Annotated in this window: 22 protein-coding genes and 1 tRNA gene; 9 read left to right on the forward strand and 14 right to left on the reverse strand. The window is 31.3% G+C overall.

The features are described 5' to 3' along the window. From Q0856_RS16605 to Q0856_RS16620, 4 genes are all read left to right on the forward strand, one after another. Positions 1–2667 (forward strand): T9SS type B sorting domain-containing protein (locus tag Q0856_RS16605; protein ID WP_298506874.1); only part of this gene is annotated, 2667 nt, incomplete at its 5' end. Between the two features lie 19 nt (positions 2668–2686). Continuing rightward, positions 2687–3634: a type IX secretion system membrane protein PorP/SprF gene (locus Q0856_RS16610; RefSeq protein WP_298506877.1), complete on the forward strand. Its 948-nt coding sequence runs from the start codon at positions 2687–2689 to the stop codon at positions 3632–3634. Positions 3635–3678: 44 nt separating this feature from the next. Next, positions 3679–4038 (forward strand): dihydroneopterin aldolase, encoded by a 360-nt coding sequence (folB, locus tag Q0856_RS16615; RefSeq protein WP_298506879.1) that lies wholly within the window; start codon positions 3679–3681, stop codon positions 4036–4038. Between the two features lie 52 nt (positions 4039–4090). Next, a tRNA-Cys gene (locus tag Q0856_RS16620) sits at positions 4091–4164 on the forward strand. A gap of 64 nt (positions 4165–4228) precedes the next feature. On the opposite strand, the gene Q0856_RS16625 is transcribed toward Q0856_RS16620, so the two are convergent. From Q0856_RS16625 to rnr, 3 genes are read right to left on the reverse strand one after another with little or no spacing between them, the layout of a single operon-like run. After that, entirely contained in the window at positions 4229–4900 is a 672-nt protein-coding gene (locus tag Q0856_RS16625; protein ID WP_298478289.1) for a LysE family transporter, read from the reverse strand. Positions 4901–4912: 12 nt separating this feature from the next. Next, positions 4913–5596 carry a head GIN domain-containing protein gene (locus Q0856_RS16630; RefSeq protein ID WP_298478292.1) on the reverse strand — a complete coding sequence of 228 codons (684 nt, stop codon included), beginning with the start codon at positions 5594–5596 and terminating at the stop codon, positions 4913–4915. 39 nt (positions 5597–5635) lie between these two features. Then, positions 5636–7843, reverse strand: a complete 2208-nt coding sequence (gene rnr, locus Q0856_RS16635; protein ID WP_298478295.1) for a ribonuclease R — start codon at positions 7841–7843, stop codon at positions 5636–5638. Positions 7844–8452: 609 nt separating this feature from the next. On the opposite strand from rnr, the gene Q0856_RS16640 reads away from it, so the two are divergent. From Q0856_RS16640 to Q0856_RS16650, 3 genes are all read left to right on the forward strand, one after another. Next, positions 8453–8884 (forward strand): RpiB/LacA/LacB family sugar-phosphate isomerase, encoded by a 432-nt coding sequence (locus Q0856_RS16640; RefSeq protein ID WP_298478298.1) that lies wholly within the window; start codon positions 8453–8455, stop codon positions 8882–8884. Between the two features lie 147 nt (positions 8885–9031). Beyond that, the gene (locus Q0856_RS16645) at positions 9032–9946 is read left to right on the forward strand and encodes a cation diffusion facilitator family transporter (RefSeq protein WP_298506881.1); all 915 of its coding nucleotides are present in this window, start codon (positions 9032–9034) and stop codon (positions 9944–9946) included. Beyond that, a complete protein-coding gene (locus Q0856_RS16650) occupies positions 9946–10389 on the forward strand; it encodes a GNAT family N-acetyltransferase (protein ID WP_298506883.1) in 444 nt (147 codons plus the stop codon). Before Q0856_RS16645 ends, Q0856_RS16650 begins: the two co-directional genes overlap by 1 nt. 171 nt (positions 10390–10560) lie before the next feature. On the opposite strand, the gene Q0856_RS16655 is transcribed toward Q0856_RS16650, so the two are convergent. Beyond that, positions 10561–11175: a hypothetical protein gene (locus Q0856_RS16655; protein WP_298506885.1), complete on the reverse strand. Its 615-nt coding sequence runs from the start codon at positions 11173–11175 to the stop codon at positions 10561–10563. A 2-nt stretch (positions 11176–11177) separates the two neighbouring features. Further along, the gene (gene dcm, locus Q0856_RS16660; protein WP_298506887.1) at positions 11178–12404 is read right to left on the reverse strand and encodes a DNA (cytosine-5-)-methyltransferase; all 1227 of its coding nucleotides are present in this window, start codon (positions 12402–12404) and stop codon (positions 11178–11180) included. A 96-nt stretch (positions 12405–12500) separates the two neighbouring features. Between dcm and Q0856_RS16665 the strand changes: the two genes are divergently transcribed. Both Q0856_RS16665 and Q0856_RS16670 read left to right on the forward strand, forming a co-directional pair. After that, on the forward strand, positions 12501–13706 hold the full coding sequence (locus tag Q0856_RS16665) for an SH3 domain-containing C40 family peptidase (protein ID WP_298506889.1): 1206 nt from the start codon (positions 12501–12503) through the stop codon (positions 13704–13706). Positions 13707–13941: 235 nt separating this feature from the next. Beyond that, positions 13942–14829, forward strand: coding sequence for a DUF1080 domain-containing protein (locus tag Q0856_RS16670; protein ID WP_298506890.1), 888 nt, complete (start codon positions 13942–13944; stop codon positions 14827–14829). A 79-nt stretch (positions 14830–14908) separates the two neighbouring features. On the opposite strand, the gene Q0856_RS16675 is transcribed toward Q0856_RS16670, so the two are convergent. The 9 genes from Q0856_RS16675 to Q0856_RS16715 all read right to left on the reverse strand — a co-directional run bounded on the left by Q0856_RS16675 (position 14909) and on the right by Q0856_RS16715 (position 26300). Further along, entirely contained in the window at positions 14909–15634 is a 726-nt protein-coding gene (locus Q0856_RS16675) for a hypothetical protein (protein ID WP_298478325.1), read from the reverse strand. 217 nt (positions 15635–15851) lie between these two features. Then, the gene (locus Q0856_RS16680; protein ID WP_298506891.1) at positions 15852–17480 is read right to left on the reverse strand and encodes a S41 family peptidase; all 1629 of its coding nucleotides are present in this window, start codon (positions 17478–17480) and stop codon (positions 15852–15854) included. Further along, positions 17473–17847: a ribonuclease P protein component gene (rnpA, locus tag Q0856_RS16685; protein WP_298478331.1), complete on the reverse strand. Its 375-nt coding sequence runs from the start codon at positions 17845–17847 to the stop codon at positions 17473–17475. Before rnpA ends, Q0856_RS16680 begins: the two co-directional genes overlap by 8 nt. A 30-nt stretch (positions 17848–17877) precedes the next feature. Beyond that, positions 17878–18594, reverse strand: coding sequence for an SDR family NAD(P)-dependent oxidoreductase (locus Q0856_RS16690; protein ID WP_298506892.1), 717 nt, complete (start codon positions 18592–18594; stop codon positions 17878–17880). Positions 18595–18601: 7 nt separating this feature from the next. Continuing rightward, entirely contained in the window at positions 18602–20449 is a 1848-nt protein-coding gene (locus tag Q0856_RS16695; protein ID WP_298506894.1) for a M1 family metallopeptidase, read from the reverse strand. A gap of 165 nt (positions 20450–20614) precedes the next feature. Continuing rightward, complete coding sequence (locus Q0856_RS16700) at positions 20615–22249, reverse strand: S8 family peptidase (RefSeq protein ID WP_298506895.1); 1635 nt, start codon at positions 22247–22249, stop codon at positions 20615–20617. A 28-nt stretch (positions 22250–22277) separates the two neighbouring features. Next, positions 22278–23138, reverse strand: a complete 861-nt coding sequence (locus Q0856_RS16705) for an MBL fold metallo-hydrolase (protein ID WP_298506896.1) — start codon at positions 23136–23138, stop codon at positions 22278–22280. A gap of 64 nt (positions 23139–23202) precedes the next feature. Next, positions 23203–25440 carry a SulP family inorganic anion transporter gene (locus Q0856_RS16710; protein WP_298506897.1) on the reverse strand — a complete coding sequence of 746 codons (2238 nt, stop codon included), beginning with the start codon at positions 25438–25440 and terminating at the stop codon, positions 23203–23205. Further along, complete coding sequence (locus Q0856_RS16715; RefSeq protein WP_298478348.1) at positions 25437–26300, reverse strand: universal stress protein; 864 nt, start codon at positions 26298–26300, stop codon at positions 25437–25439. The genes Q0856_RS16710 and Q0856_RS16715 overlap by 4 nt, the downstream gene beginning before the upstream one ends. Positions 26301–26379 lie beyond the last annotated feature (79 nt).

A 26379-nucleotide genomic window follows, 5' to 3' on the forward strand; every position in this document is an offset into this window, starting at 1 on the left:
AATGTTACAGCTGAATTTAACTTAACACAAGTGGGTAGCTATACTTTTAGAATTACGGACACAAACACTGGATGTTATGTACTTACAGCTCCGTATGAAATTGCGCCGTATGATTTAATCGAGGTAACTGCAACCGCTATTGACCCAGTAATCTGTTTCAATGATGGTAATGGTTCAATTGAAATTAATATTACTGGTTATAGTGGTACATATGATTATCAAGTATTTGATGATTCAGATAACCCAATTGGAGCGCAAGTTAATACAGATACAAGTGTTAATCCAAGATTAATTACAGGTCTTAACGGTGGTAATTACTACGTAAGAATAACAGAAACTACGGAGCCTTTCTGTGACGATGATACTAATATGGTAACTATAGTATCTCCAGATATGGACTTAACCGAAATAACTACTGTTTTAACAAATGTTGAATGTACTAATGATCAGGGAGAAATAAGTATATCCCCAACAGGTGGTTTTGCTCCTTATGATATTACCGTTACTAATACAACAACAGCAGAAGTATTCGATACTGCTTTTGATGTAACCACAATTTTATTTACAGGATTATCTGCAGGAGACTATAGCGTTACCGTTGTAGATGCTGGTGGATGTTCTATTACAAATAACTACCCTAACTTATTGGTAATGCCACTTGCAGTAACTGCAAATGCAATTCCATTAAACACTACTTTAGCTTGTTTTGGAGATAAAACAGCAACAGTATCTGCTACAAATGTTATAAATGGTAGTGGTAGTTATGAGTACCAATTAAATTATTACGATACTACTAGTACTACTATTACGTTTACTTCCGGACGACAAACAAGTCCTGATTTTACAAATCTTGGTCCTGGCATATATAGCATTACTGTTTCTGATGGATGGAATTGTGATGTGGAAACTAATCAGGTAACTATTACAGAACCAACTAGAATAGAAGCAACTTTACTACGTACAAACCCTTTAACTTGTGCAACAGGAGTAGAGTTTGAACTAAGTGTAACAGGCGGTAGTGGTACTTACGAATATAGTTCAGATAATATTACTTTTCTACCTATGACTAGTAATCCAATGCCATTACCTGAAACAGGTATATTAGGTGCAGGGGAACATCAATATTTTGTAAGAGATTTAGGTGGCGCATGTGCTTCTTTAACTTCAAATGCTATTACAGAAAATGCTATAGTTCCTCTTACTTTAACGGTTGATACTTCCGCTGCTATTATTAGTTGTAATGGAGAATCTACAGCAACTATATATGCAAGTGCAGATGGTGGATTAGGTAACTATCAATATGAATTATTTACGGATGCTGCTTTAACAATAGGATCAAGAATAGCAGGACCACAATCACAAGGTGAGTTTGGTAATCTACCAGCAGGTACATATTATGTAAATGTAATCAGCGAAGATTGTACAGCTCCTGCAGAAGAAGTAATTATAACAGAACCAACGCCTTTAACTTACACTGAAGAAGTTATAAATGTTTTATGTAATGGTGAAGAAAATGGTAGTATAACAGTAACTCTTTCTGGAGGTTCTGGAGGGTATCAATATGCTATTTCTCCAAACTTAAACCAATTTGATACTATTAATACATTTACAGATTTAGCTCCTGGTGACTATACTATTATTGCACAAGATCAAAACGGATGTTTTGAAGAATTAAATTATACTATTACTGCTCCAGACCTTTTAACAGTAGATCCAAACGTAATAACCCCAGAAACATGTATTGGCGATGAAGATGGTGCTATTACTATTAACATTCAAGGAGGAACAGCACCATATAGAACAGCTATTAATTCTAATTCCGAAGTAGATTTTATACAAGATCGTTTAGATTTTACGAATCTGGCTGCTGGTAACTATTTAATTTTTGTAAGAGATGCTAATGACTGTGAAACGAATCTTGTTGTAGATGTTAATCCAGGTGTAAATCTTAACGCAACTATTGTTCCTATTTATGAGTGTACGGGAGATGTGCCTACTAATTATGTAAACATAACCTTAGAAGATTCTAGTGTTTTAGGAGATGTATTATATGCAATAGACTCTACAGATCCTAATGATATGCAATTAAATCCTGATTTTAGAAATTCTACTCCAGGAACACATTACATAGCAATAGCACACGCAAATGGATGCGTACAAACCTTTGATTTTGTAATAGAAGATTTTGAACCTCTTGTTCTATCTCTTGAACAACGTAATTTAAATGAAATTACAGCTATAGCAACCGGTGGTAAAGAAGAATTTACATTCCTTTTCGGAGACAGAGATAATGGTACAGATAATACTTTAAGAATTACAGAAACTGGTACCTATACCGTAACCGTTATAGATGCTAATGGATGTGAATCTTCCGCAAGTATTTATATGGAGTTTATAGATATTGAGATACCTAATTTCTTTACCCCAGATGGCGATAACCAAAATGATACTTGGGCTCCAAAGAACCAAGAAGCGTTCCCAGAAATACTAACTATCATATTTGATCGTTATGGTAGAGAAGTTTATAGAATGGGTATTAATGATAATCCATGGGATGGTCTTTACCGACAAACAGAACTACCAACAGGGGATTATTGGTATGTAATAAAATTACGTGGAGAAGAAGACGATCGTGAATTTGTTGGCCATTTTACTTTATATAGATAAAAACTTAACCTAAACAACTATGTATAATAAATTATTAACCTTAGTCCTCCTCCTACTAAGTGTCTTTGGTGCTAAAGCGCAAGAGTTAACATTACCACAACTCTCGCAGTATTTAGCAGATAATCCTTTTGTAATGTCGCCTACCTATGCAGGTATTGGAGATCATGTGAAAATTAGGATTAATGGATTAACACAATGGGTAGGAATTAAAGATGCGCCAGACACGCAATCTTTAGCTGCAGATATGCGTATAGGAGAAAGATCAGGTTTAGGTGCTCTTTTATATAATGATAGTAATGGAGAAACCAAACAAAGAGGAGCTAGAATTTCTTTTGCACACCATTTAACTTTAGATAGATATGATGACGAATTTTTGTCCTTTGGTATATCTTATAACTTTAATCAATTTAGAATAGATATTGAAAATTTTGATGCTTTAGATCCAAGTGTAACTGATGATAGGGCAACAACTAATCATAACTTTGATGTTGGTGTTTTATATAGAAAAGATAAATTTTATATCAGTGCTAATGCATCCAATCTTATAGATAAAAATTTAACCAAATTTAATCCTATTTACGAACCAAATAGATTAAGAAATTACTATTTGTATACTGGTTATAGATATAAGAAAAATAAAAATAGTGATTTAGAAATTGAACCATCTGTATTCTTTCAATTATTCGAAAGTGATGGTAGATCTGTTACAGATTTAAATGTAAAATTTAGATGGTACGATTTTGAAGATTATTATTATGCAGGTGTTACTTATCGTTTCTTAAATGATCAAATCGGAGATCCTTTATATATTGCACCAATTATAGGTTTAAAAAAGAGCAACTTCTATTTTGGGTATTCATACCAAGTAATTTTAAACGAAATTTTAGGGTATAGTTCTGGAACACATGTTATAACATTAGGAGTAGATTTATTCCAAGGTGTTAGTAATTGCAGATGTACCTATTAAATACCAAATGTTTACTTTAATTTTGTAAAAAATTAAAGACAAGTATGGGAATCATTGAAGTTACCAATATTAAAGTTTATGCCTATCACGGTTGTTTAAACGAAGAAACAATAATAGGTAGCGATTATCTTGTTAATGTATCTGTAAAAGCCGATTTAATAAAAGCAGCAACATCTGATAACTTAAAAGATACGGTAGATTATGTACATATTAATCATATTGTAAAAGAAGAAATGGCAATTGCTGCGAAGCTTTTAGAACATGTTGCTGACCGAATTATACAGCGTATTTTACTAGAAATCAATATAGTTAAAGAAGTAATAGTATCTGTCTCTAAAATAAATCCGCCTATTGGAGGCGATGTAGAAAAAGTTACTATCACATTAAATTCTAAAAGATCCTGATTATATATTTTTGAAAGCTTAAAATAACGCATTACCTTTGCAGTATTAAAATGGCATTGTGGCCGAGTGGCTAGGCAGAGCTCTGCAAAAGCTTGTACAGCGGTTCGAATCCGCTCGATGCCTCCAAAAAAACCCTCTAATAGAGGGTTTTTTTATTTTAAGATATTATGTGTTAGCATATTAAAAAAATTTACTCTCTAATTTGCTCCATTTTTTCTATCCCCTTTTCAATGTTAAATTTATCTTTTGGTAAAAATCCTTTGATAATAAGCACCAATCCACATATAACTAAAACAACTCCTAAAATCTTTTTTACTAATCTAATTCGTTCAAAAGTTAACTTTTTCTTGAGCTGTTTTGCTAATAATATTTTAAATATATCTATAATAAAATAGGTTATTAAAACAGCAGAAAAGAAAATAATTATTCTATTAGAGTCATTATTTAAACTAGGACCAACAACTATTATTATTCCCAGCCAAAAAACCAATACACCTATATTAATAAAATTAAGTAGAAAGCCTTTTATAAATAGACTAATATAATGACCTGAAGTAATTTTTATAGTTTCTTCTTTTTTAGCTTCTTTTTTAACAATACTTGTAATACCATAAATTACAAGTATTACACCTCCAAAAACATATAACCCAGGTTCATTACTTAAATTTTCTAACAATTGAAAGCTACTAAAATAGGCTATTGTAATAAATACAATATCTGCAATAATTACTCCTAAATTAAAAACAATTGCTGCTCTAAAGCCTTTTATAGCACTAGTTTCTAATAGTACAAAAAAAACAGGGCCAATCATAAAACTTAATAAAAAACCAAGAGGAATAGCACCCTGTATATCTTCTAGCATAAATGGGGGAAGTTACATTTTAGTTATTTTACCACCAAAAACTGTTTTTTCTTCGAGCTTTGTTGGGTTTCCATATACTAATACTTCTCCACCGGCCTTTACAGAAGCTTTTACATAATCTGTAGCGTATATTTCTGCTCTTGATCCAGCATTAACATTAATAGTAGAGAATTTTGTTTTTAAATCTTTTCCTTCATAAATTCCTCCTGTATTAATTGCAACATCTTGTAAATCTGATGTGCCTGAAGTTTCTATTACTCCACCAGTAACTGTTTTTATAAGAAGTTGTTCTACTTCAGCCGAAATAACCAATTCTCCGCCTTCTTGTGCTTTTAATTCTAAAACATCTTGCGTTATGGTTTTTTCTGATACAATTCTAGCATCTTCATTAACATCTATAACTACAATTGGTTGGGAATAATACAAATCAATAAAAGTTTTATAACCACTAAATATTTTATTGATTTCCATGCGTATTTTTAATACACCTTCTTTATTTACAAAAACAACTTTATCTATATTATCTCCACTAATAACAGCTTTATTCTCTGTACTTTGAATTAAGTTAATAGATAATCCGTCAAAACTCTTTAACTCTGTAAACTTGGATAAGCTTACGGTTATTTCTTCATTTTGAGCACACAAAGCTTGTAAACTAATTGCAACAAAAAATAAAAATAAAACTGCTTTTTTCATATTCGTTTTTAAGTAAGTATATACGTACTAAAACAAAATTTATTCCAAAATAGAAACTTTTTCATTTTTTCCAATCAAAGAAAAATCTAAGTGTCGTTTTATTAAATCTGTATTCTTAACCATTACTACAACTTCATCTCCTAATTGATATGTTGTGTTTGTTTTTTCTCCTGTAATGGAATACTCTTTCTCATCAAAGATATAATAATCTCCCTTTATATCTCTAATACTTACCATTCCTTCACATTTATTTTCTATAATTTCTACATAAATACCCCATTCAGTAACGCCACTTATTACACCGATAAATTCCTTATCCTGGTGATCTTGCATAAATTTAATTTGCATGTATTTTATAGAATCTCTTTCTGCTTTAGAAGAAAGTATTTCCATATCCGAAGAATGTTTACATTTTTCTTCATATAACTCTGCATTGACCGTTTTTCCTCCATCTAAATAATGCTGTAATAAACGATGAACCATAACATCTGGATATCTTCTAATTGGTGATGTAAAATGAGAGTAATACTCAAATGCTAAACCATAATGTCCTATATTATCTGTAGTATATGTTGCCTTACTCATACTACGAATAGCTAACGTATCTACTAAATTTTGTTCTTTTTGTCCCTTAACGTCCTCTAAAAGCTGATTTAAAGAAGCGCTAATAGATTTTTTATCTTTAAAGTCTAACTTATGTCCAAAACGAGAAATAATACCATTAAGAGCTATTAGTTTGTCTTCATTAGGATCATCATGTATTCTATAAACGAAAGTTTTTTCTGGTTTTTGTTTACCAATAAACGCAGCAACCTTTCTATTTGCTAATAACATAAACTCTTCAATAAGTTTATTTGCATCTTTTGCTTCTTTAAAATATACGCTAGTAGGTATACTTTCTTCATTTAAATTAAAACGAACTTCTACTTTATCAAAAGATATAGCTCCATTTTGCATACGTTTAGCCCGCATAATTTTAGCTAATTTATCTAAGATTACGGTGGCATTTACAACTTCATCGGAAACTACATAAGAAGAATTACGTATAGAAACTTCTTCTGGTATATCGCCATCACCTGTTTCTATAATATGCTGTGCTTCTTCATAGGCAAAACGTTCGTTAGAATTAATTACAGTTCTACCAAACCATTCGTTAATAACATTTGAATTTTTATCTATTTCAAAAATCGCAGAAAAAGTATATTTTTCTTCATTTGGTCTTAAAGAACATGCATTATTAGATAATATTTCTGGTAACATTGGTACCACTCTATCTACTAAATAAACAGATGTTGCTCTTTCATAAGCCTCATCATCTAAAATAGTATTTTCTTGTAAATAATGAGAAACATCGGCAATATGCACCCCTATTTCATAATTTCCATTTTCAAGAATTTCAAAAGACAAAGCGTCATCAAAATCCTTAGCATCTTTAGGATCTATAGTAAATGTTAATACATTACGCATATCTCTGCGCTTAGCTATTTCTTCTTCTTTTATAGAAGTATCCAATTTTTGCGCATAACGTTCTACTTCTACAGGAAACTCATATGGTAAACCATATTCTGCTAAAATGGAGTGTATTTCCGTATTATGCTCTCCTGGTTTACCTAAAATTTCTTTTATTATTCCAAAAGGAGAATCTGTTCTATCTGGCCATTCTGTAATTTCAACAATTACTTTATCACCATCTTCTGCTTTTCCAACTTTATCTTTAGAAACAAAAATATCGGTATACATTCTAACATCTGTAGGTCTAATAAAAGCAAAATCTTTTTGCATATCTACAATACCAACAAATTCCGTTTTATTACGAGAAACAATTTTTGTTATTTCTCCTTCTAACTTTTTACCTTTTCTTCTTGGGTACACATATACCTCTACAGTATCTCTATGAAAAGCTTTATTTACCTTATTGTTAGGAATAAAAACATCGTCTTCCATTCCTTCAATTATAATATATGCATTACCTCTACTAGTAATATCAACAATACCAGTTTGGTATGTTTTTGTAGAAGCTATAGCCTTATAATGACCTCTTGTTTCTTCTAAAATTCTTTTTTTCTCTTTTAATTGAACTAATTTCTTTATTAATTGGTTTCTGTCATGGGCATCTGTAATACTCATTCTAGAAGCAATTTGTTTATAAGTGAAACTTTTTTTTGGATCTTTTTCCAATACGGTAAAAATTCCTTTAGTAATTTCGTTTTTTCTATGATTTTTTGATTTTTTATTTCTCTTTGACATTAATCTTTCTTTCTAATTTGTCGGAAAATTACGAATTATAATCCACTACCTATTATTTTAGATATTACGCTAAAATAATTTTAAGGTTATTAACATATATATAATATTCATTTTTCTTTTATTTAAATTTAAAAAAACAATAGTGGTTATTATAGCTTGTTAATAGTGGTGATAAAAAAATGAAGAATAATTTGTATTGAACCGGTTTTAATTTTTATTGACAATTTATACAAGTCTATTTTTTATAGTTATCAATGTATTACATATCTTATTAACACATCTTAATAACCTCTGTTAACATCAAATTAAGGATAAGTAAATATTAATTTAGTGTTAACTTCTATAAAGTAGTACTTAATATCTTTCTATTATATTCTAAGAAGTTAATTAGTTTTTCTTGATTTCTTTTCTAAGGCAAAATTCAAATGAGAAATCAAAATTATAAAGTTATTTTCTATGGAAAGTTTATTAACAACTAATACAATGATTTAAAGGTGTAATTAACAACTGTTTATTTATATACTATAAAAAACGTTGTGAAATAGTTAATTATTGTGGTATACGCTTATCTATTGTACATTTGTATTATTAATTATGATACCAAAACAAATGAAAATAGCTATAGGTAACGATCACGCTGGTACAGAATATAAACTTGCAATTGTTGGTTTATTAAAGTCTTTAAATATAGAAGTTAATAACTATGGTACAGATGGTACTGATAGTGTAGATTATGCTGATTTTGTACATCCCGTAGCAAAAGATGTTGAAAACGATACCGTAAATTTAGGTATTATTATATGTGGTAGTGGTAATGGGGCATCTATGACCGCTAATAAACATCAAAAAGTTCGTTCTGCTTTGTGTTGGAATAAAGAAATAGTAGCTTTAGCAAGAGAGCATAATGATGCTAATATTTTAAGTTTACCTGCTCGTTTTATTTCTTTACCTCAAGCATTAGAAATGGTTAAGACTTTTTTAAATACTGATTTTGAAGGTGGTAGACATGAACGCAGAATAGAAAAAATGCCTTGTAAATAATATTTTTTAGGTAATTATATAAATACAATTAGTTTATAAATAATTCCTCAAGGTTTACCCTTGAGGAATTTTATTTTTTAATAACGTTCTCTATAAATAGTTATATATTAGAATAGCAGTATACAATTATATAAATTTATACTGACTATGGCACATTCTCATCATAATCATAACCATGCACATCCCGATTTAAAAGGTAGAAATCTTGTGTTTTCTATTTTTTTAAACATACTTATTACTGTTGCACAGATAATTGGTGGTTTTATTTCTGGTAGTTTATCTCTTCTTTCGGATGCTCTTCATAATTTTAGCGATGTACTTTCATTAGTTGTTAGTTATGTAGCAAATAGGCTTTCTAAAAAAAAAGCATCTAACCATAAAACTTTTGGTTACAAAAGAGCTGAAATTATGGCTGCCTTTGTAAATGCAGCAGCACTAATTGTAGTTGCAATAATACTTATAAAAGAAGCAATAGAGAGGTTTATGTTTCCACAAGAAGTTGAATCTAATCTTGTTATTTGGTTGTCTTTATTTGGGATTTTAGCAAACGGATTAAGTGTTTTTTTATTAAAAAAAGATGCAGATAGTAATATGAATATGCGATCGGCATATTTACATTTATTAACAGATATGTTAGCATCTTTTGCTGTTTTAATAGGAGGCCTGTTAATGAAATATTTTCAGATGTACTGGGTTGACCCTTTTTTGACTTTTGCAATTGCGCTGTACTTAATATATATGGGTTATGATTTACTTATAGATTCTACAAAAGTTCTTATGTTATTTACTCCTGATACTATTAAAATTAATGAAATTGTGAACGTTGTTAATAAGATTCCTAGTGTTAAAAATGTGCATCATGTTCATATTTGGCAATTAAATGAAGACGAAGTACATTTAGAGGCGCATATAGATTTTAATCAAGATATAAAACTCTCAGAGTTCGATACAATTTTAGAACAAATAGAAGAAGAGTTATATCATAATTATGGAATTAATCATGTTAATATTCAACCAGAATTTGGTAAATGCGATCCTAAAAATATTATAGTACAAGACTAATGTTAGAAATTAAAACTAAAAAGTTCCAAGAGTTTACAATAGAAGAACTTTACGCAATTTTGCAATTGCGTAGTGAGGTATTTATTGTAGAACAAGACTGTGTATATCAGGATATAGATAATAAAGACCAAAATGCTTTGCATATTATAGGAACTAAAAATGGAGAAGTAGTTGCGTATACTAGAATATTTGCTCCAGGGTTTTATTTTAAAGACGCTAGTATTGGTAGGGTAGTGGTAAAGCAATCAGAACGTAAGTATGGCTATGGAAAGGTTATAATGGAAGCTTCTATAAATGCAGTTAAAATACACTTTAATGAAACAAAAATTCATATTTCCGCGCAAGAATATTTAATAAAATTTTATAGTTCCTTAGGGTTTAAACAAGTAGGGGAAGGGTATTTAGAAGATGGTATTCCGCATGTTGGAATGATTAGAACGTAATTCCTTAAATTTTATAAAACCGACTTAAAGGTTGGTTTATTTAATTAGTACTATAACAACAAAAGTTGTTCTAATAGGATTATATACACTTTTCTTAAGGTGATTAGTCAATTTTTATACTAATTAAAGTTGTTACAAATAGCAAACCAACCCAATAGTTTGTATTAAAAATTATATTAGCCTTTTTGCAGCCCCTTTTTCTATTAAATAATCTAGTTTTAATATCAAATTTAATGGTTTTTCGGGCTTATTTGTAGACGATAAATAAAGGTATCCTTCTTTATAACTGTGTAGTTCTTTAATTTTTATTTTGCCTTGAATTTTAGAATCCAACGCTATATAATTAGAAAGTGTTTTTTGGGTAATATTTTTAGAATGTAGTAGCGCAATTAATTTTTCTCTATTAACAAAGATTATTTTACAAGAGGTAAAAGCATTGGGCTCATCTTTATAAATAGCAGTAATAAGCGCATAAAAATCTGTGGTTTTGGTAGTATCAAAAAGCCATCCTTTTTTAAGAGAATCTTCTTTTAAATAGCTAATTTCAAATGCAAAAGTTGGTAAATCATCTCCAATATAATCTAGTTGGGCTTTTTCATCTATTTTAAAAACTTCTTGAGTTTCTTTATTAGTAAATAAAACATCAACCCCCTGGAGTTGCTGTTTAATATCTTGTATACGTTTTGTAGAATATTTTTTTAAATGCTTATGGTAAAGCGTATCTAAAAAAACAGCAAGATCTTTTTCTTTTTGTAAGTCCTTTTTAAAATTACTTTGGACTCCCATTTTTAAGAATTAATAGTAGTAAATAATTCTTTAGCAATACGCTCTACAACGCCAACAACTAAAGCATTTCCCATAAAAAATGCCCTTTTAGTGTCCGATATTCCTTCTAGTTTGGTGTGGTTATCTGGAAACATATTTAAACGCTCCAGTTCTATAGGAGTTAATCTTCGCAGCCCATTTGGAGTAGCAACAACATGTTTAAACCTAGAGGCACTTTTGCCCCCTTCACCAGTAATAATAGTTCTAGATGCATTATCTAAAGCATCGGGAAAAACCATAGAACCTTCACTATAATTATATGTAAACCCGCTTTTTGCAGTTCTAACTTCTTTTTTAGAACCTTTTAAATATTCCCATTTAGGAAGGTCTTTTTTATCAATATAAAATTCCGGAGTTACTTCTCCATTTTGTAAAATATCTTTTAAAACAGTTTTCTTGGTTTCCAGTTTGGGCTGGGTTTTAGAAGTATAAACGGTTCCATCACAAAAAACACCTGTATTTAAAAAAGGAGATAGTTTTCCTTCTTTATTAAAGGTATTAGAAAGTGTTACTAAATCTTCTTCTAAAGAAAAGGTAGCGTCTATTTTTAGTTGCGGTAAAACAGGAAAAGCTTTAGCTATTGTACCTTCAGAACTAATCCAATTTAATTTATTTGCCTTTTTTAGATTTTTATAAACAGTTGTAGATTTATGGTAAGCCAAGAAAAAAATACGCCGTCTTCTTTGTGGCATTCCATAATCTGCAGCATTTATTACGCGCCATTCTACAGCGTAGCCTAAAGTATTTAAACTTTGTAACATAATAGCAAAATCTCGCCCCCTCTGTGAAGTGGGAGATTTTAACAAACGATCAACATTTTCTAAAAACAAATATTTAGGTGGGTTTTTCTTTTCCGATAAAATACGATGTATAGACCACCACAATACACCTTTTTTACCAATAAGACCTTTAGAGTTTTGAGAGGTAGTAGCAACGGAATAATCTTGACAAGGAAACCCACCCACTAAAACATCGGCATCTGGTATATTAGAAGTTAACACACTTGCAACATCTTCATTACTATGATTTTCAGAACCAAAACGAGCTTCATACACCAAGGAGGCATGTTGCGTTTTTGTACTTGGTTCCCATTGGTTAGACCAAACAACCTGGTATTTATTTGTTTTTTCGAGTCCAAGTCTAAAACCACCCACACCCGCAAAAAGCTCTATTACTTTTAGTTTCTTCATATAGTAGTGGCTAAAATTAGTTAAAATGAAGTAGATAGTTTTATAGATTATAGAAGTAAGTCCTTAAAAAGTTTTAATTTTCAGAAAAAAATAGAAATGAATTTGCTTTATAGGTTCTTGTTATTACTGCTTTTTACTGGAACTTTAGTTTCTTCTTGTATAGACGAAACTAAATTAGAAAAAATACCATTAATGGCAGAAATAGATGAAATCCGAGAAGAATATGCTCCAGATAAGCGTGTTGCTTTGTTTTCAATTGCGGCAACAAAACAGAGGGACACCTATATTTTAAACGGAGAAAGTAATGTACCAAACGCAGTAGAAGCCTTAAAGAAAAACTTAAAGGAAAAGAACCTAGCTTTTGTAGACAGTATTACTATGTTACCAAATGCAGATTTGGAAGGAAAAACAAAAGGCATTGTTACCATTTCTGTAGCAAATATTAGGAGTAATGCAAAACATTCTGCAGAATTGGCCACGCAGGCAACATTAGGAACACCTGTTAACGTTTTAAAAAGAGAAGAAGATTGGTTTTTAATACAAACACCAGATAAATATATTTCTTGGGTAGATTTTGGTGCAATTACGGTCTTAAATCATGAAGCCTATTTACAATGGAAAAAGGCGCCAAAAATAATATTTACCAATACTACGGGATATGTTTATTCCATAGCGAATAAACAATCGCAAATACTATCGGATGTTGTTGCTGGAGGTATTATGGAGTTTTTAGGAGAAGAAAAAGAATTTTATAAAGTTGGTTTTCCTGATGGTAGAAAAGGATTTGTTTTAAAGACCCAAGCAATGGATTATGGTAATTGGATTTCTACTGTTAATCCTACAGGAGAAAATTTAGTAACTACTTCTAAAAAATTTATGGGATTGCCTTATTTATGGGGAGGCACTTCTACTAAAGGAGTAGATTGTAGCGGTTTTACAAAAAGCATTTATTTTTTAAATGGGATGGTAATTCCTAGAGATGCCTCTCAACAAGTACATACAGGGAAAGAGATAGACTCCGTTAGTAATTTTAATACTCTTCAAAAAGGAGATTTGCTCTTTTTTGGAAGAAAAAAAACAGACTCTACCAAAGAGAGAGTAGTACATGTGGGTATGTGGATTGGCAATAAAGAGTTTATACATGCTTCTGGTACAGGTCGTGTACAAATTGGGAGTACAGATAGTAGTGCTGCTAATTATGATGCCTATAATGTAGATAGATATTTACGCTCCAAACGCTTGTTAAAAGAAGAAGATCCGGCTTTAGTAAATTTGGTAAACACCCCTATTTTTAAGGATTGATTCTGGTTCTTAATTAAATATATACTAAATATTAAAAACAAACTCTTCGGTTGGTATTTTAGACTTTAATTATTTTGCTGATGATCTATATAATCGCTGAAAGGATATTAATATTGGATAAAACTATTGTTTAAATTCTATTTATATTTTTTAAGAATAAAGAACCAACTTGTTAGTTTGTTAAAATAATTCTAGCAGTTTAGAAAATAGGTACTAACTTACAAAAAATAGCTTTATGTCATTTAACAAAAACTTAAAAAACGCGAGTTCATTTTTACAGGTAAAAATGGTATTGCTCTGTTGTTTTATTTTCGGATTTACAAAAGCTCAGGAAGATGATAAAGAATGGAAAAATTTATTTAATGGTAAAGATTTAAGCGGGTGGACAACCAAAATACAACACTATGAAACTGGCGATAATTTTGGAGAAACGTTTAGAGTAAATGACAGTATTTTAGAAGTTAGATATGATAAGTATGAGGGAGATTTTAATGACCGTTTTGGTCATTTGTATTATGACACTCCGTATTCTTATTTTCATTTAGAAATGGATTATAGGTTTGTTGGCGATTGGTATTTGGGAGCACCAAAACACACAAATTTAAATAGTGGGGTTATGTTTCATTCTCAAGACCCTAAAACAATGCTAAAAGACCAGAATTGGCCTATTTCTGTAGAAATGCAATTTTTGGCAGAAATAGAGAAAGGAACAGAAAGACCAACAGGAAATATGTGTTCTCCAGGTACAGATATTGTTTATAATGGAGTAAAAGCTACAAAACATTGTATAAAATCTTCTTCTAAAACATACCCTAAAGGGCAGTGGGTAAAAGCAGAATTAATAGTTTTAGGAGACTCTATTATAAAACATATTATTAATGGTGAACTGGTGTTAACCTATACGAAACCATCAATTGGCGGAGCATTAATAAAAGGACATAATCCTGAGGAAAAAAAAGACGGACAACCTTTAACAGAGGGTTTTATTGCTCTACAAAGTGAAGGGCAACCATTAGATTTTAAAAATGTGCGGATAAAAAATCTAAAAGGATGTATGAACCCTAAGTCCAAAAACTATAGAAAGTACTTTATTAAGTCAGACCCAGAAGCTTGCATTTTTTAATATATCTATAAATCATATTTTTTATGATTCTTAGACTTGTTTTTAAACAAATGAACATTGGCGCTTTAGTAAATGTTATTTATTTTAAAGAATCTAATGGGATTTTGGTTTTATCATAGAAGGAAAGCAATTTGTTTTTGTCTGCAAAGCGCCCACCTAAATCACTATCTGTTGGTGTTTTAACTAAAACGGTATTCCATTTTCCTTCTACACCTATATATTGTTTTTGAATGTGGTTATGATATGGTATAACTTTAAGGCAATCCTCAACAATATCTATTATTACTTTTCTTTCCTTAGCAGATATATTTTTTAGGTCTTTAATACGTAGTAGTACTAAAATTTTGTCTTCATTTACCTTGCTAAAGTATTCTATTTTCTTTGTATCAATACCACTTTCAATATCATAAGTAACGCATTGTTTTAGGGCTATAGAAACAGAGTCTTTACTTTTTAATAAAATAGAGCTAAGTTTATCAAGATCATTAGCAAGTAGTTTTTTTCTTGGGTCTTTTTCAACGTTAGAGGCTTCAGGGTTGTTTGCTCTTTGATAAACACCATAAAAGGATATAGAAAGCACTACGGCAAAGAAACTTACCAAAATTATGCACCCGCAACCATGCCAAATAGGTCTTTTAACTGGGTTAATGTCGTTTTCTTTTTGGAGTGCAGCATTCATCTCTGGAGTAAATTGAAACTTGGAATAACTTATTTTACAATGCGAACATTCTGCTACATGTGTTTTAAACAAAGGAATAATAGGAATCCAAAAAAAATGAAAATATTTACCAAAAGTTGAAACCAAAAAAGAATCTTTTGTCTCACAATTTGGACAATAGGTTTTCCTAATTTTTCTCTTCTTTATTTTTGAAGATCGTGAGCCAAAAAAGAATAACATACAGATTAATTTTTAAGGTTTATTTATAATGCCAAATTTAACCTTTGGATTATTGAAAGGTATCCCTTTATTAAGGGATTTTTTTGTTTTTAGGAAAGATTTTTTTGTATAAAAACTAGTTTAATTATTTTAAAATAGAAGTATATTTTTGGTTGTTTTGCAAGAGTTCTGTAGCAGCAAGAATAGCTTCGTCTTTTAGCAAATAGTAATTATAAAGACCTTCTCTATAGAAATAACGTTTTACAATTTCATCCTCTAAATTTTTTTGTATTTCTTTTTGAAAAGTATCCAGGGCGTTTAGTTTACTTTTATCCATTTCTACCAATAAGTTTTTATAAACTTCTTGAACATTGGACCCATAAATATCTTTATCATCTGCGGATAAGGCTTCTCTTAAGGCTTTTTGTGCTTTAGTTTCAAAAGAAAAATTACTTTTAGAAACAAAGTTTTTAAAGTCCGAAAAATCAGTGTTGGTAAATGTAAATTTAGATACGTCTTCTATGTTATTTTTATAACTATAGTCGGTAGCAAAATCGAAAATAGTATTACTAGCAAGTAGTGCATTGGTTAAGGTATTAGTTTTAGCTGCATCTATTTCTATATCTGGTAATACACCGCCACCATCTTGCACTTTACGACCATTACGTGTTTTAAAATCGTTAAATTCCGTGGTTTTAACGGCATTTCCACTATCGTCCCTATTCCAGTAATCCAAAGCTTGTATACACCTTCCAGAGGCAGTATAATATCTAGAAATGGTAACTTTTAATTGCGTACCATAAGTAAGTTTCATTGGTCGTTGTACTAAACCTTTACCAAAGCTCCTTGCACCCATTATAACAGCCCTGTCCAAATCTTGTAAACTACCAGAAACTATTTCGCTTGCAGAGGCACTTCTGCCATTTACAAGGACCACTAAAGGCATTTCAGTATCAAGGGACTTATTTTTAGTTTTGTACTCTCTATTGAATTTTTTTACTTTAGATTTTGTAGTTACAATGAGTTCTCCTTTAGGAACAAATAAATTGGTAACATTTATTGCTTCGGATAATAACCCCCCAGGATTACCTCTTAAATCTAAAATAATTTTTTCTGCACCTTTGCCTTTTAAATCTATAAGTGCTTCTTTAGTTTGTTTAGATGCTTTTGCATTGAATTTAGATAAAACAATATAACCTGTTTTTTCATTTACCATTTTGTAAAAAGGAACGGCATCTACATCTATTCCTTCTCGTTTTACAGTAGTTGTTTTTGTTTCGCCTTGTCTTTTAAAAGTAACCCGAACAGTGGTACCATTAGCTCCTTTTAATAACTCACTAGCATTATCATCAAAATTGGCAACAGTAATATCTCCTATTTTTATGATTTCGTCACCAGCTTTTAAACCAGCTTTATCTGCAGGGTAATCTTTATACGGCTCTACAATAAGCAACCTATCTTTATAAGAACGAACCAAAGAACCTATACCCGAATATTCGCCCGCATTATTAATTTTAAAAGCTTCTACATCCTGTTCATTTAAAAATTTGGTATAAGGATCTAAGTTCTCTAGCATGTTTTTTATAGCAGTATCCATTAACTCTGCAGGATTAGTTTCATCTACATAGTTCATGTTCAGTTCTTTAAAAAGCGTAGTAAATATTTCTATTTGTTTTGCTATTTCAAAAAAATCACTTTTAAAACTGGATCCAGCAACAAGAATAACAATAGCTGCGAAAGGAATTAGGATTTTTTTCTTAACCAATTTATGCATTTGTTTTGGTATTAAATTTTTCTAATAGGAGTCGTAGTTGTTTTTCAATTACGGTATAGGTTGGCATTTTTTTACCAATGTATAAAATTAAAAACGCATAGCTACTATCCGTATTGTCAGTAACTATAAATTTATTAAGTCTGTAAGATTCTCGCAACAAACGTTTTACACGATTTCTTTTTACGGCATTTTTAAATCTTTTTTTAGAAACTGCCACACCTGTTTGTATTTTTATTTCATCTGGTAATGTGGTTTCTAAATAGATTAATTTTAAAGGGAAACTAGTAATGCTTTTACCCTCTATAAACAGCTGTTCAATGCGTTTTTTGCTTTTTAGCTTTTCTTTTTTTGGGTAAGACAAGTTCATAGTTTATTGTGTTATAGCTATATTATATTCTTAAATTTTTTCTAATATCCAATTTGGGGCAATTTTCATAATCCAAGCGATTAACCTCAATCTTTTAGTAATATATATTTTTTTCTTTTCTTTTAAAATTCCTGCATAGATTTGAGCTGAAGCCTTTTTTACAGGTGCAACCCAAAATAATCCATTTCCTTTTGCCATTGGCGTATTAACAAAACCAGGTTGAACATCCGTAATTTTAATATGTAATCTTTCATTTTTGGCAATACACCTTAAGGCTTCAAGATAATTTGCTTGAAAAGCTTTTGATGCGCTATAAGAAGGACAATGCCTATTTCCTCTTATCGATGCAATAGAAGATATACCAACTAAATGTCCGTAGCCTTGTTTTTTGAACTTAGAAAATACAAATTCATATATTTTAGCTATTCCATTAACATTTGTTTGAATTATTTCATTTTCGATTTCCCAATTTAGTTTTTGATTTATATCAGATATGCCAGAAGAAATGACTACTAAATTTACCGTTCCTAATTTTTGAAAAAGAGATATCATTTTTATATCTGAAATATCCGTTTCAATAATATCATGGCGTAAGGTTAAAATTTTATTTTTTGAATTTTCTTTTATTTCGTCGAGCAATTCAGTCCTTCTACCAGTTAAGGCAACAGTCCAATTATTATCAAATAATATTTGGGAAAGGCTCCGGCCGATTCCGGAAGTTCCTCCAATAATAATGGCCTTTTTCATTTATATTTTATTCCTGCTTCCACATATTATTTGTAGCGTCAATATCAGCCATTAGTTGCGATGGATCTATAACAATAGATTCTATTTTGTTTATCGGTTTTGCAATAGTAAAGTCATATGTGGGAAAAGCCCAAGGCCAATCGGCTAACATAGTTGCTTCTAAATTTTCTTTTGTACCACGCATCATACGTAAAGGAGTATAAAAGGCTTCTTTAGTACCATCTGTATAAGTTACTAGAATTTCTTGAGGCATAGGCATTAACCCAATACGTTCTAGGGTTATTTTTGTTTTCTCTCCTTCTGCTATTACTTCTTTAATTCCGTAATCTATAGTATTGGTTGTTTGTGTCCAATCTGTTAAATACCAATCTAATTCTAAGCCAGTTACTTTTTCTGCGGTACGTTTTATATCGTTCGGAACAGGGTGCTTAAATTTAAAATCGGAATAGTATTTTTTAATAGTTTCCTGTAATTTTTCTTCTCCGATAATATATCCTAATTGAGATAAGAAAATTGAACCTTTACTATAAGCGGCAATGCCATAAGCCATGTTATTATGGTAACGATCGGCATGTGTAGTCTGTGGCTGTTCTTGTCCAGATTTTACTAAATATTGATATCCTTTATACGTTCCTTCTAAAGGGTTTGTCTTATTAGTACCCATTATTTTATCCATACAAAGTGTAGAAATATAAGTAGTAAAGCCTTCATCCATCCACTCATGTTTAGCCTCGTTGCTGGCTAAAACATGCTGAAACCAAGAATGTGCTAATTCATGGGCCATAACGCCAACTAAGCTTCCAAATTTTCGTTCTCCAGTGATTAGGGTGCTCATTGCGTATTCCATACCACCATCTCCGCCTTGAATAACGGAATATTGTTTATAAGGATACTCTCCTATGTTGGTATTAAAATAGGTCATTGCTTCAGCCGTTTTTGGCTGTAATTTCTTCCAGTTTTCTTTAATATTCGGATTGTCTTTGTACAAAAAATGTAACTCTGTACCATTTTCCATTTTTAGAATATCGTGTACATATTCCGGATCGGCTGCCCACATAAAGTCGTGTACTTTAGGGGCTTTAAAATGCCAGGTTAAGGTTTTGCCTCTTTGCTTTTTTATTTTGGATCCAGGAGCTTCATAGCCATGACCAATTTCATTTGGATTTTGCAAATAACCAGAACCACCAACCGTATAGTTTTTATCTATTGTAATTTTCACATCAAAATTTCCCCAAACTCCTTGAAATTCTCTTGCGATATACGGGTCTGCATGCCAACCTTCAAAATCGTATTCAGCTAGTTTAGGGTACCATTGACTCATAGAAAGAGCTACTTTTTCTGTGCTATTACGACCTGAACGACGAATTTGAATAGGAACTTGTCCTTTAAATACCATTTCTAATGTTGTCTTGCTCCCAGGAGGAATTGGTTTTGCAAGTTCTACTTCTAATACAGTACCAGCTTCTGAGTAAGTAACTTTTTGCCCATCTTGCTTTAAAGAAGACACGTGTAAAAAACCAATTTCGGAAGGAGATAAAGGAGCTATTCTACTTGTTTTTTCTTCGGTTATCATTCTTGCGTCAGGGTCTTTTATATTTTGGAGCCTAATGTCCATTTCACTACCAGGTTGAAATGCATTAAAGTATAAGTGATAATATACTTTAGAAAGTGCGTCTGGAGAGTTATTGGTATATACTAGTGTTTGTGTGCCTGAATATTGATAGTTTTCTACATCTATCTTAACACCCATAGTATAATCTACGTGCTGCTGCCAATAGGCTGTATTATTTTGGGCTAATAGAGAGGTTGTAATACTAAATAAGAGAAGCGTATATAAAGAAGATAACTTTTTCATCTGTTTTTTTATTTTAATCCCACCAGCATATTTAATTTTTCTGATGTTTATTTGGAAATGAATATGATTTTTATGCTTTACATAATTTCTATAAATAAATTGTTGTAGCATAAAACAGACGCCATAAAACTTCTTAGTCTTAAAAGTTTTATGGCGTGGAGCAATTTACAATTGTGTTTTTCCTTCTGAAACATTTTTAGCCATGAGTAATGCATTATATGCATTTACCATTTTTCCAGATTTAGAAATTTTATCTAAAGTGTTACTTTTGGAGGCATCACCACCAAGAATAACCTTCGCTTTTGGCGCTAGACCAGATTGCATTAATATTTGTTTTACCTGTGCCGCTTTTAATTTTGGATATTGAGAACGAATAAGGGCGGCAACACCGGCAACTGCAGGAGCAGCCATAGAAGTTCCTCCCATAAATTTATATTTACTACCAGGTACAGTAGAGTAAATTGCTGCTCCAGGAGCAAATACATCTACATTGTTTGCGCCGTAGTTAGAAAAAGAGGCTACCATTTCGGATCCATATCTTTCTCCTAATGCACCAACTGTAATAACATTATTTGCAATTTCTGCACCGGCATGATTGCCATGATCGTTTGGAAAGTTAGGATGGCTAGCATCGTCAATATTTGAGCCATCATTACCGGCAGCATGTACAATTAATACATCTTTAGAGGCTGCATATTTAATAGCATCATAAACCCATTCTGCTTTTGGTGAGAAAGACTTACCAAAGCTACAGTTAATTATTTTTGCTCCATTATCTACCGCGTACCGTATTCCTAAGGCAATATCCTTATCGTACTCATCGCCATTAGGCACAGCACGGATGCTCATAATAGCCACATTATTTGCTACCCCATTTGCTCCTTTTCCATTATTCCGTTCTGCCCCAATAATACCTGCCACATGGGTTCCATGGCTTTCATCTTCTACTCTATTTTGAGGGTTTCCGTTACCATAACCTCGATCGTTGAAATCATATGGGTTATCCCCTACATCTTTACGACCATTAAAATCTTTATTTAGATTATAGTTGGCACTTTCGGTAAAGTGTGTAATGCCGCCATTAAGTTCTTCTATAACCTCAGGAATGCTATCGGCATAATTAAACATTTGACTTAAGACAGCTATGCTTTGCTGTAAACCTTGGTCTTCCGTTTTTATAGCAGTTAAATCTTTCTTGGTATAAGTATCTTTCCCCAAGTGTTTTTTTACAGCTTCATCTGCTGTTTTTACTTGTTGTAAAATTTGCTCATATTGTTGCTTATTTTGAACTGCTTCTGGGTATTTTTTATCTAATTCTGCTTTTGCTTTTGCTTGCATTGCAGCATCTCCAAGGTTTAATCTAAGAATACGCGCAAACTCTAATTGCTCATTATACGACTCTCCTAAGAAATTATAACCATGGATATCATCTATATACCCATTTTTATCATCGTCTTTTCCGTTTCCGGCTTTTTCCTTTTTATTGGTCCAAAGAACACCATCTAAATCTTCGTGTTTTAAATCCATTCCAGAATCTAAAACCGCAACTATAACTTTAGTTCCTTTTTTATTATGAATAAGCTCCTTATAAGCTTTATCTACACTCATTCCGGGGATAGTATCCTTTACTAAATCTAAATGTCCCCAGTTTTGTTTTTCTTTTTCGGTAAGGTCTGCTATTTTAAGAGGTGTAGCATCAATATTTGCTACCGGAGTACTTACTAATTTTGTGGCTCCACAGCCAACAAATAATAAAGCTGTTGTAACGCCAACAACAGTTTTTGAAATTTTAATAGTCATATAAAATTTATTATGTTAATGTATGTCTTTAGTTAAAAAGGGTATTATAAGTGTATGTTTTATCTAATCTTATACCTTTTTCGGTATTTTTTAGAGTGCATATTTCATTATGAGCATCATGTTCAAACAACAAATAATAATTGTTTTCAACTGCATTTTTCAAAAATAATTCTTTTTCAGATAAAGTAAGTAATGGTCTTGTGTCATAGCCCATAACATAAGGTAATGGAATATGGCCAACAGTAGCAATTAAATCGGCAGTAAAAACTAGCGTTTTTCCTTGATACGTTATGTGCGGAAGCATTTGTTTTTCTGTATGACCATCAACAAATAGAATTCCAAAACCTAATTCAGATTCTTTTAGGAAAGAAGTTTCTCCACGTTCTATAAATTTTAATTGACCACTTTCTTGCATGGGCAACAGGTTTTCTTTTAAGAAGGATGCTTTTTCCCTTACGTTAGGTTCAGTGGCCCATTTCCAATGTTCTTCATTAGTCCAAAAGGTTGCATTTTTAAAGGCGGGTTCGTACCCCGTGCGATTTTTATTCCATTGAACACTTCCCCCACAATGATCAAAGTGTAAATGTGTCATAAAAACATCGGTAATATCATCTCTATGAAATCCATTTATTTTAAGGGAATTATCTAAAGTGTGATTACCCCATTGGTAATAATAATTAAAAAATTTATCAGATTGTTTATTACCCATTCCTGTATCGATCAAGATTAATTTGTCGCCGTCTTCGATAAGTAATGATCTGGCAGCTAAATCTATCATATTATTAGCATCCGCAGGGTTTGTTCTATTCCAAATAGATTGGGGTACTACGCCAAACATGGCACCTCCATCTAGCTTGAAATTACCAGTTTCTATAGGGTATATTTTCATTGTAAAAAATAATTTGTGCAAATTAAGAAATATGGTAAGGAAATTAGGGGTATAGGCGGTTTTATTAGCTGTTTTTTAACAAGATAGGTTCATTTTTATATTGTAAGAATGTATGTAATTGTTGTCCAAAGAAAATCATAGCCTTAATTTCTTGCACACTCAGAAGACGTTCTTTTTTTAGAATTAATAGAGTAGAACCATTAGATTCAATGTGGTAATAAGGGTTACTTTCTAAGAAAAGAATAAGCTCATCTGTAAATAATTCTTTAATAGGAATTTCATTTTCACCACTTAAATAAAAACGTTTATTAAAGTCGGGATGGTTATTTATAGTAATATCTTTAAAACCAGCAAGGCCATAAATAAAATCTAGTAACCCTTCTTTATCTAAAGTAAAAACGGGTATTTCATTGTCTAATTGAATATACATTATGGTAGTTTTAACCACCTCTTTTGCAATAAATGCACCTTCTGTAAACTCTACATCAACTACTTTAAATTTGGACTCATTATCTTTTAAAGTATTATAGATATAAGGAATTTCTCTTGTTTTAAAAAAGATAAAATTATTTAGAAAATTTGTTTTAATGTCCTTTTTAGGAACATAATTCCAATGGTATTCTTTGGCGGTATTTTTTAGTAGTTTTTGTCTTTTCGTAAAATACCTTTCTACAGCGCCTATTTTGCTAAAAGGAATTACTTTACGAATGGCAAAAGGGTGTTTAGAGTCTGCTCTATGCTTATCTAAACCAATAATTTCTATGCTTCCTCCTTTTTTACTAAAAGTATCTACATAACTTTCTATACCATCCATTACGGTATGGTCTACAAAACTGCATAGGGAAAAATCTAGTATTATGTTCTCATTTTCCGGAATTACATCTAGGTTATTTTTAAGTTTATAAAAATTTAAGAAGCTACAAAAGTACTTTACACTTACATAATAGTTATTACCATCCTTTTCCTTATACATTAAAATATTAGGCTTGGTAATATGATTAATAAATAAAGAAAAACTCTTATTTATAAGAACGTGAATTAAAAAGGTAATCACAATCCCGGCGCTTATTCCAGTAATTAAATTAGTAAATAATGTTGTGAGTAAGGTTACAAGAAAAATTACAATTTGTTCTTTTCCAATTTTAGCAATTTTTCCAAGGGTTTTTGGTGTTGCTAATTTGTAACCAGTATATACCAAAATGGCAGCTAAAGCGGCCAGAGGGATCATTCTTAATTGGTTTTGAAAAAGAAGAACAAACGCAACTAAAAATAGAGCATGAAAAAGGTTCGCAGTTCTATTAGTAGCTCCATTATTAACGTTTACGGAACTTCTAGCAATAACTGTTACAACATTTAACCCACCTACAAGACCACTTAAAGAAGTAGCAATACCTAAAGCTTTTAAATCTTTATTTACATTAGAACGCCGGCTTAGTGGATCTAATTTATCTACTGCTTTTATACTTAATAAAGACTCAATACTTGCTATTAAGGTAATAGCAAAAACAACTAATATAAATTCCTTTGTTTGGATGATAGAAAAATCTGGAAAAGCCCATTTTCCAAGTACATTATCTGGTATGTTTACTAAAAATTTAGAACTCATAGGATAAGGAATACCTAATGCCTCTAAAATATAACTAAAGCCAATGGTTAATATTAGTATCCACATTGGTGCAGGAATAAGTTGAAAGTATTTATTCCTTATTTTAGAATAGTAAATCATTATTAACAAAGCACTTGCTCCAATTGTCGCAGCAACGAGAATTTCAGGAGTATCTAGGTATAATTTATATAATCCTGTTGGGATTTTTCCAAGAAGACTTACAATACTGCCACTTTCATTATTATGGCCAATCATAATATGAAATTGTTTGGCAAGAATACCTAAGCCTATGGCTGCTAACATGCCTTCAATGGCAGATGCAGGAAAAAAATCTGCTAAGCGTCCCATTTTTAAAAAACCTAGTAGAACCATGAGAGCTCCGGAGATAACAATAGCAGCAAGTGTAAACAAATACCCTTGGTATAAATCTCCTCCACCTAAGGTTGTAATGGCGCCAAGAAGAACAATAACAAGACCATTTCCAGGACCTGTAATAGTTACATTGGAGCCCCCTAAAATAGCGACAACAATACCTCCAACAATGGCAGCGATTATTCCAGATATAGGTGGAGCTTCACTTGCCAATGCTAAACCAAGACCTAAAGGAAGGGCTATTAGCGAAACAACGAAACCAGAAAATATATTTTTAGGTAATGCGCTTATAAAATTTTTAGTTTGGCTTGTTTTTGTGGTCAAGTTCTGTTTCTAATAATTAATAAATCGGTTGGTAGATCAGATAAAATATGTTCTGTATCATGGGGAAATATACGATCAAATATTCCTGTTTTTGCTGGAGCATTCATTACTAATAGATCTGCCCTAACAACCTCGGCATAATGCCCTATGGAGTAGCCTCTTTTTCCAAAAATACTCTGAGATTTAACTTTTAAATTTGTCTTTAAATATTTGGGTAAGTCTTCTATTATTTTGCGAACTCTAAATTCTTCTCTGTGTTTTAATCGTTCTTTTACAATAGTTGCTTTTTTAAGAGAGCGATCATCTTCTACAGTTACATGAATTTCTTTTTGCCTAATCTCTTCTACTACCGTTAATTTTTGAGCGCCAAGAGCATAACTCACATAAAAGGCATCTGTAATAGCCAAAGGCGTTTCGGGAGCATCTAAGCCATTTACAACAACGTGTTTGCAAGGAACCCTTTCCGCAGAAGGTTTAATTAATAAAAGTACAGAACAACAAACTTTACGTGTTAATTTTCTAGCAATAGAACCTACATAGAATCGAAACATATTTTCATGTTGCATAGCCCCTAACATTAATAAATCTATATTAGAGGTGCTGCAAGTTTTTAAAATAATTTCATAAGGATTTCCTTGTTTCCATTGAATTTCCACAGATAAATCTGGATGTTCTATCGCAGAAAGAATAGCTTTAATTTTTAATTCTTTTTCTACAGTTTTTTCGCCAACATGTAATAAAATAAGTTTGGCATTAAAAAAATGAGCAATGCGTGTAGTTTCCAGCACATTAACATTGAGTGATGGAGAAAAAGCAAATCCAAATAAGATAGTTTTAAACGGATGGATTTCGTTTTTCATGAAAAAAATTAAGTGCGTAAGATACTATAATATTTAAGAAATAAATTCTTGGATATTAACATTGTTATTTTTGAAATAA

The sequence above is a fragment of the uncultured Maribacter sp. genome (assembly GCF_947496775.1).
Classification (GTDB): domain Bacteria; phylum Bacteroidota; class Bacteroidia; order Flavobacteriales; family Flavobacteriaceae; genus Maribacter_B.